Origin of the sequence: Micromonospora sp. CPCC 205539 (assembly GCF_036906815.1) — a bacterium.
In the GTDB taxonomy this organism is placed as follows: domain Bacteria; phylum Actinomycetota; class Actinomycetes; order Mycobacteriales; family Micromonosporaceae; genus Micromonospora.
Window position 1 is genome coordinate 142577 of the sequence record NZ_JBAKHW010000019.1, and the last position, 6972, is coordinate 149548.

A 6972-nucleotide genomic window follows, 5' to 3' on the forward strand; every position below is an offset into this window, starting at 1 on the left:
TCAGAAACTCCCCTCGTCCCGCCGGCGCAGGGCGTAGAGCGCCACCGCGCCGACGATGATCACGCCCCGGATCAGCGTCTTGAGGAAGGCGTTCACCTCGAACTCGTTGAAGACCTGGTCGATGACGGCGAGGATCAGCACGCCGGCCAGGGTGCCGGCCACCGCGCCCCGGCCACCGGCCAACGCGGTGCCGCCCACCACCGCGGCGGCGATCGACTCCAGGTCGTAGCCGCCATCCGGGCCGACCCACGGCGCGCCCGAGCGCAGCCGGCTGACCAGGAACAGCCCGGTCAGCACGGCGGTCAGGCTGCACAGCACGTGCGCGAGCACCACCGTCCGGTCGGTGCGGACCCCGGAGAGCCGAGCCACCTCGGCGTTGCCGCCGACGGCGTACAGGTGATAGCCGAACCGGGTGCGGCGCAGCACGTACCAGGCCAGCCCGACCACCGCGAGCAGCAGGATCACCGCGACCGGCACCGGCCCGAGCGCGTTGTAGCCCAACGCCTGGAACTGCCGGGGGACCGAGCCGGTGAAGTTGGTGAAGAGCGCGTTGAGCACCCCGCTCATCACCAGCGAGGTGCCCAGCGTGGCGATGAACGCGTTCACCCGCAGGCCGGTGATGATCAAGCCGTTGACCAGGCCGATCAGCGCGCCGATGACGAGCGTGACGACGACGCCGAGGACCATCCGGTCGGGGTCGCCCTGCATGACGAACGAGGCGCCGACGGCGGTGACGCTGACCAGGTACGCCACCGACAGGTCCAGCGAGCCGCCGATCAACACGATGGTCTGCCCGACCGCCACGAGACCCAGTGCGACCGAGCGGACGGCCATGTTCTGCAGGTTGTCCACCGTCATGAACTGGCCGCCGTTCAGCTCGACCAGCAGCCAGGCGACGGCGAACACCCCGCCGAAGACCAGCCAGACCGGCGCGCTGGACGCGGCGGCGGTGTCCCGGCTCAACCCGGGCGGGCGCAGCCGTCCGTGCATCGTGTCGGCGATCATGCGATACCGCCCCTCCTGCTCGCGCCGGCCCCGGCCCGGTCGGGCTCCCCGGTGGCCAGCAGCATGATCTCGGCCTCGCTCGCGCCGGCCGGCAGCTCGCCGGCGACCGTCCCCTGGCGCAGCACCACGATCCGGTCGGCCATCCCGATCACCTCAGGCAGCTCGGAGGAGATCATTAGAAGCGCCGCGCCGGCGTCCGCCAGCTCCCGCATCAGCTCGTGGATGCTGGCCTTGGCGCCCACGTCGATGCCCCGGGTCGGCTCGTCGAAGATCAGCACCCGGGCGCCTGTCGCCAGCCACCGGGCCAGCACCACCTTCTGCTGGTTGCCGCCGGAGAGGTAGCGCACCTCCCGGTCGGTGCCGCCGCGCAGCCGGACCCGGTCCAGCAGGTCGGCCACGGCGACCCGGCGGACCGCGCCGCGCCCCAGCGACCGCGCGGCCAGCAGGGTGTTGTCGCGGACCGAGCGTTGCAGCACCAGGCCCTCGCTCTTGCGGTCCTCGGTGAGCAGGCCGATCCCGCAGCGGATGGCGTGTCGGGGCGACCGCAGCCGGCGGGCCAGCCCGTCGACGGTCAGGCTGCCGGCGGTCATCCGGGTCGCGCCGAAGAGCAGCCGAGCCAACTCGGTACGCCCCGACCCGGCCAACCCGGCCAACCCGACGATCTCACCGGCGCGCAGGTCCAGGTCGACGTCGTGCAGCGGGCCGGCGCCCGCCCCCCGGACGGCGAGCCGGACCGGGCCGATCCGCTCCGGAGCGGCCCGGGGCGGGTAGTAGTGGTCCAGTTCCCGGCCGACCATCAGGTGTACGAGCCGGCGGGTGTCCACCTCGGCGGTGTCCACGGTGTCCACCCGGCGGCCGTCCTTCAGCACGGTGATCCGGTCGGTGAGGTCGAAGACCTCCGGCAACCGGTGCGAGATGTACAGCACGGTCAGTCCATCCCCGCGGAGCCGGCGGATCCGCTCGAAGAGGGCGTCCACCTCGTGCGGGCTGAGCGCGGCCGTCGGTTCGTCGAGCACCAGCACCCGGGGGTCGAAGGAGAGCGCCTTGGCGATCTCCACAAGCTGTTGGCGTGCCACCGGCAGCCGCCCCACCAGGCTGCGCGGGGAGATCACGTCCTCGGCGCCGAGCGTGGCCAGCAGCCGGGTGGCGGCCTCGTCCATGGCCGCCCGGTCCACGCCGAACCGGCGCCGGGGCTCCCGCCCGAGGAAGATGTTCTCCGCGACCGTGCGGTCGGGGAGCAGGTTGAGCTCCTGGTGCACGATGCTCACCCCGGCGGCCAGCGCCTGCCGTGGGTGGTGGAAGTGCACCGGCCTGCCGTGCAACTCGATCCGGCCGGCGTCGGGCTGGTGCACCCCGACCAGGATCTTCATGAGGGTGGACTTGCCGGCGCCGTTCTCGCCCATCACCGCGTGGATCTCGCCGGGCCGGCACTCCAGGCGTACGTCGTCGAGGACCGTCACGCCGAAGAACCGCTTGCTGATGCCGTACATGCCGAGCACGACCGGGTCGGGTGGGCGAGGGTCAGCGGTCATCCGGTCACCCCAACGGATCGACGACTGTGACATCGAACCCTAGGCATGGGATGACGGACGTGTAAAGCAGAAGTTAAGCTCGTTCGTACGGAACTTTTGCAGGTCTGACTGAAAGTCCGATGCGTCAGACCCCGCTGGGCTGCCGCACACCGAACCCTGGGTTGCGCACCAGCCAGGCCAGATAGCTGGGGTGCGGCGCCAACGAATCGGTGTACGCGGCCTTCGCCGTCCCCAGCACCAGCTCGGCGACCCGGGCGGCGGGGGAGTCCGGATGCCACCCCAGCAGCAGACGCCACCGCAACGGCACCCCGGCCAGCCGTCGGGTGACCAGCCCGGCCACCGGCCGGAACGTCGCCTGGCACAGCGCCACCGCCTCGCCGGCGTCCACCAGGTCGACGCAGCCGCGCACATCGGTCTCGTACACCTTGCGGGGTGTGAAGCCGGCGCGGGCGCAGGCGGCAGCGAAGCAGTCGCCGAAGCACCCGTCGCCCGGCGCCGCCACCCACTGCTCGTGGCGCAGGTCCACGAGGCGCACCTCGTCGCGCTCCGCGAGGGAGTGGCTCTCCGGCAGCAGCACCAGCACCGGGTCGACGGCCACCTCCCGCCAGCTCAACCCGAACTCGGCCGACGGCGTCGCATCGCCGCACACGCCGGTCAGCGCGAAGTCCAGCCGGCCGCCGGCCACCAACTGCGCCAGCTCGTCCACCGACCAGGACGCGAACGTGCTGATCTGGGCCGGCGGCTGCTCGGCGGCCAACCGGTGCACCATCCGGCCCAGGATCGGGCTGTTCACCCCGCCGAACCGATAGCGGCGGGGCGCGTCGCCGGCCCCGGCCAGCCGGGCCGCCTCGTCCTGTAGGCCCTTCATCGCCGGCAGCAGCACCCGGGCCCGGGCCAGCACCAACTCGCCGAGCGCGGTGGGCCGGGCACCGCGCCGGTCCCGTTCGAACAGTGGGCCGCCCAGTGTCCGCTCGATCCGTTGGAGCTGAGCGGTGAGCGCCGGCTGCGCCAGGCCGAGCGCCGACGCCGCCTTGGTGACGCTCCCCGTCTCGGCGATCGCGCAGACCACCCGCAGGTGTCGCAGCTCCAGGTTCATAAGGTGACGGTAGGACGACAACCACAGCCGGCGGAAGGGCCCGGGCAGATCGGTGATATTGAATGCCCGGACCGCGTCGCCGCTCCTCAGCCGCGTGGCGGCTCCGGCAGGTCCGCCAGGCGGGTCGGCCGCCCGGTCAACGTGTCGAGCACCTTGTCCACCACACCCACGGCCGGCTCGACGACCCGGTTCCACGGCGGGGTGCCCGGGGTGCTCGGGTGCGGCCGGGTCGGCGCGGCCTCCTCGGCGATCTCCAGCCGGTTGCCCAGCCGGATCATCTCCTCCCGGGTGGCCACCGTGCACAGCTCGGTGACCAGCGCGTCCACCCCGTCGACGTGCCGGCGGACCCGCTCGGCGACCTCGGTCAGCGTCTCGTCGGTCATGCCCTTGAGGGTGGTCAGCAGTGCCGCGTCGGCGTCGACCTCGGCGTCCACCCGCTCGGCCGCGGTCGGCAGCGCCGCCCGCACCGCCGGCAGCAGGTACTGCTCCTCCGCCGAGAGGTGCCGGGACAGCGCGGCGGTGAGCACCGCCGGAGCCCCCTGCGGCGAGGCCTCCGGGCCGGTCAGCTGGTCGAGCAGCGCCAGCAGTTGCTGGTGCTCCCGGGCCACGATCTCGGCGATGCTGCTGCCACCGGGCCGGTAGCTCTCCGCGGACTCGGGCGTGGGCGGCAACGGTGGCAGGGGAACGGCGGACATGATGCCCTCCTCGACTGGCGGGCGGAAGCTCCGACAGGGGGATGTTCGGTCAATGCCGGCGGTACCCGAACCCGGGTACGGCGAAACCGGCGCCCGGCCGCCCCCGGCGGTGCGCCTGCTTCCCGGTCCGGCCGGGCTGGTATGAAGGGGCGATGACGACCGACGCAGCCCCCTCCCGACCTGATCCCACCGCCGAGGTCGTCGACCTCTGCCGCGATCTGCTGCGCATCGACACCACCAACACCGGCGACAACGACACCAGCGTCGGCGAACGCGCCGCCGCCGAGTACGTGGCGGAGAAGCTCGCCGAGGTGGGCGTCGAGTCCGTGCTGCACGAGTCCGCGCCGGGCCGCGCGAACGTGCTGGCCCGCATCCCCGGCACCGACCCCAGCCGGGGCGCACTGCTCGTGCACGGCCACCTGGACGTGGTGCCCGCCGACGCCGACGAGTGGTCGGTGCACCCCTTCTCCGGCGAGCTGCGCGACGGCTACCTCTGGGGCCGGGGCGCCATCGACATGAAGGACTTCGACGCGATGGTGCTCGCCGTGGTGCGGCACTGGCAGCGCACCGGCGTACGGCCACCGCGCGACATCGTGCTCGCGTACACCGCCGACGAGGAGGCGGGCAGCGACTACGGCGCGCACTTCCTGGTCGAGCGGCACCGGGAGCTCTTCGACGGCTGCACCGAGGCGATCGGTGAGGTCGGCGGCTTCTCCTACTCGGTCAACGACAGCCAGCGGCTCTACCTCATCGAGACCGCCGAGAAGGGCCTGGACTGGCTGCAACTGCACGCCAAGGGCCGCCCCGGGCACGGCTCGATGATGCACGACGACAACGCCGTCACCGCGCTCGCCGAGGCGGTCGCCCGGGTCGGCCGGCACCGCTTCCCGGTGGTGGTCACCGACACCGTGCGGGCGTTCCTCGAAGAGGTCTCCGACGTGCTCGGCATCGAACTGGACCCGGACGATCCGGAGACGGCCATCGCCAAGCTCGGCCCGATCGCCAACATCATCGGCGCGACCATCCGCAACACCGCCAACCCGACCCGGTTGAGCGCCGGCTACAAGGACAACGTCATCCCCGGCCGGGCCACCGCCACCATCGACTGCCGCAGCCTGCCCGGCCAGTCCGAGCTTCTCGAACGGCAACTGCGCGAGCTGGTCGGCCCGGACATCGCCATCGAGTACCTGCACCGGCAGCCGGCACTGGAGACCACCTTCGACGGCGATCTGGTCGAGGCCATGTCGGCCGCCCTGCTGGCCGAGGATCCGGGTGCCCGCGCCGTTCCGTACATGCTCTCCGGCGGCACCGACGCGAAAGCCTTCTCGAAGCTCGGCATCCGCTGCTTCGGGTTCGCACCGCTGCAACTGCCCGCCGACCTGAACTTCTCCGCGTTGTTCCACGGCATCGACGAGCGGGTTCCGGTGGACGGACTACAGTTCGGCGTGCGGGTTCTCGACCGGTTCCTCCGCACCTGCTAGCCGTGCCCGGTAGCGTGATCCGGCGCGCGACCTCCCCATTGTGAAGGGACTGCCCCACATGACCGACCAGCACGGTGAGCTGGACGCCGCTCTCGAGCGCGTGATCGAAGCGGCCCGCCACCACCTGGCCGCCGTACGCGCCGCCCAGGGCCGCGTCGACGACGACGACGTCTGGCAGGCGTACGTCGCGTTGAACAACGCCTCCTACGCCTACGACGAGCAACTGCTCGACGCCTTCGGCGAGGTGACGCCGTGGGACGTCGACTCGATCGACCCGGACGAGGCCGACGAGCGCTTCGGCGGCGGCGAGGGCGCCGAGGCCAGCGACCCACACCCGCGGGTGATCTCCGTACGCCAGCGGCGCGACTACCGGGTGCCGAGCGTGTCCGCGCTGCTGCGGGTGGCCGAGGTGGCCCGCCGCGAGGGCACCCCGGAGGACGACGAGCCGGCCCCGGTGGAGGGCGTCGGCGAGGCGGTGCTGGAGCTGCTGCAGAGCGGCGACGGCTCGCTCGGCGCACTGGACGTCCCCGAGTTGGAGCCGCTCGACGGAGTGGTCATGGTCAGCGAGGTGGGCACCCCGGTCGACCTGGAGTCGTTCGACGACGACGACGCGGTCGGCCCGTTCCAGCCTGCGGCCGACGACCGGCTGGTCGGCCGCCTCGACGAGCACCCGTTCCTGGAGCTCGACGACGACGACCACGATCACGACCACGCAGGGCACCAGCACTAAACACGGCCGAGCCCCGGGCCCGATCACACGGTGATCGGGCCCGCCGGGCGCTCGTCAGTACGACAGACCCGGCTGCGGGTGGTTGACCCGACGCCGACGCAGCACCACCTGCCGGGTGCCGTCCCGGAACAGCCGCACCCGGGCCAACTCCCAACCGGAGAACTCCGCCTGGATCGCCAACTGCGCCGCGGCGGTCAACCGGTCGACGTTCGGCGGCAGCCGCAGCGGCGCGTATTCGTAGTCCATGCCACCCATGCTGCCCAGCCCAGCGGCCGTTCGCCACCCCCTGCGGGGTGACCGACGCCGCTGCCGCGGGTGGTTCGTGCCGCCCCGTGCCCTGCCGCGTAGTCCCCACCCCACCCCACCCCACCCCCGCCCCTCGGCCCCCAACCCCGACCCCCCGCCCCCACCCCCCCCCCACCCCACCCCCCCC

The 6972-nt window shown here is 72.6% G+C and carries 7 protein-coding genes; 2 read left to right on the forward strand and 5 right to left on the reverse strand.

The annotated features are described in order from the left end of the window. The 4 genes from V6V47_RS18735 to V6V47_RS18750 form a co-directional block, all read right to left on the reverse strand. The gene (locus V6V47_RS18735) at nucleotides 1-1005 is read right to left on the reverse strand and encodes an ABC transporter permease (protein ID WP_334629560.1); all 1005 of its coding nucleotides are present in this window, start codon (nucleotides 1003-1005) and stop codon (nucleotides 1-3) included. Next, nucleotides 1002-2537, reverse strand: coding sequence for a sugar ABC transporter ATP-binding protein (locus V6V47_RS18740; RefSeq protein ID WP_334629561.1), 1536 nt, complete (start codon nucleotides 2535-2537; stop codon nucleotides 1002-1004). Before V6V47_RS18740 ends, V6V47_RS18735 begins: the two co-directional genes overlap by 4 nt. A 124-nt stretch (nucleotides 2538-2661) precedes the next feature. Further along, nucleotides 2662-3633, reverse strand: coding sequence for a LysR family transcriptional regulator (locus V6V47_RS18745; RefSeq protein WP_334629562.1), 972 nt, complete (start codon nucleotides 3631-3633; stop codon nucleotides 2662-2664). An 86-nt stretch (nucleotides 3634-3719) separates the two neighbouring features. Further along, a complete protein-coding gene (locus tag V6V47_RS18750) occupies nucleotides 3720-4328 on the reverse strand; it encodes a hemerythrin domain-containing protein (RefSeq protein ID WP_334629563.1) in 609 nt (202 codons plus the stop codon). 152 nt (nucleotides 4329-4480) lie between these two features. Between V6V47_RS18750 and V6V47_RS18755 the strand changes: the two genes are divergently transcribed. Beyond that, complete coding sequence (locus V6V47_RS18755; protein WP_334629564.1) at nucleotides 4481-5809, forward strand: M20/M25/M40 family metallo-hydrolase; 1329 nt, start codon at nucleotides 4481-4483, stop codon at nucleotides 5807-5809. Between the two features lie 58 nt (nucleotides 5810-5867). Beyond that, nucleotides 5868-6539 carry a hypothetical protein gene (locus V6V47_RS18760; RefSeq protein WP_334629565.1) on the forward strand — a complete coding sequence of 224 codons (672 nt, stop codon included), beginning with the start codon at nucleotides 5868-5870 and terminating at the stop codon, nucleotides 6537-6539. Between the two features lie 54 nt (nucleotides 6540-6593). Here V6V47_RS18760 and V6V47_RS18765 read toward each other — a convergent pair whose 3' ends face one another. Further along, a complete protein-coding gene (locus tag V6V47_RS18765) occupies nucleotides 6594-6785 on the reverse strand; it encodes a DUF5703 family protein (protein ID WP_252414786.1) in 192 nt (63 codons plus the stop codon). Between the last annotated feature and the right edge of the window lie 187 nt (nucleotides 6786-6972).

Excerpts from the sequence above, each read along its gene's own strand:
- V6V47_RS18735 (WP_334629560.1), bottom strand. The coding sequence starts at position 1,005 with ATGATCGCCGACACGATGCACGGACGGCTGCGCCCGCCCGGGTTGAGC.
- V6V47_RS18740 (WP_334629561.1), bottom strand. The coding sequence starts at position 2,537 with ATGACCGCTGACCCTCGCCCACCCGACCCGGTCGTGCTCGGCATGTAC.
- V6V47_RS18745 (WP_334629562.1), bottom strand. The coding sequence starts at position 3,633 with ATGAACCTGGAGCTGCGACACCTGCGGGTGGTCTGCGCGATCGCCGAG.
- V6V47_RS18750 (WP_334629563.1), bottom strand. The coding sequence starts at position 4,328 with ATGTCCGCCGTTCCCCTGCCACCGTTGCCGCCCACGCCCGAGTCCGCG.
- V6V47_RS18755 (WP_334629564.1), top strand. The coding sequence starts at position 4,481 with ATGACGACCGACGCAGCCCCCTCCCGACCTGATCCCACCGCCGAGGTC.
- V6V47_RS18760 (WP_334629565.1), top strand. The coding sequence starts at position 5,868 with ATGACCGACCAGCACGGTGAGCTGGACGCCGCTCTCGAGCGCGTGATC.
- V6V47_RS18765 (WP_252414786.1), bottom strand. The coding sequence starts at position 6,785 with ATGGACTACGAATACGCGCCGCTGCGGCTGCCGCCGAACGTCGACCGG.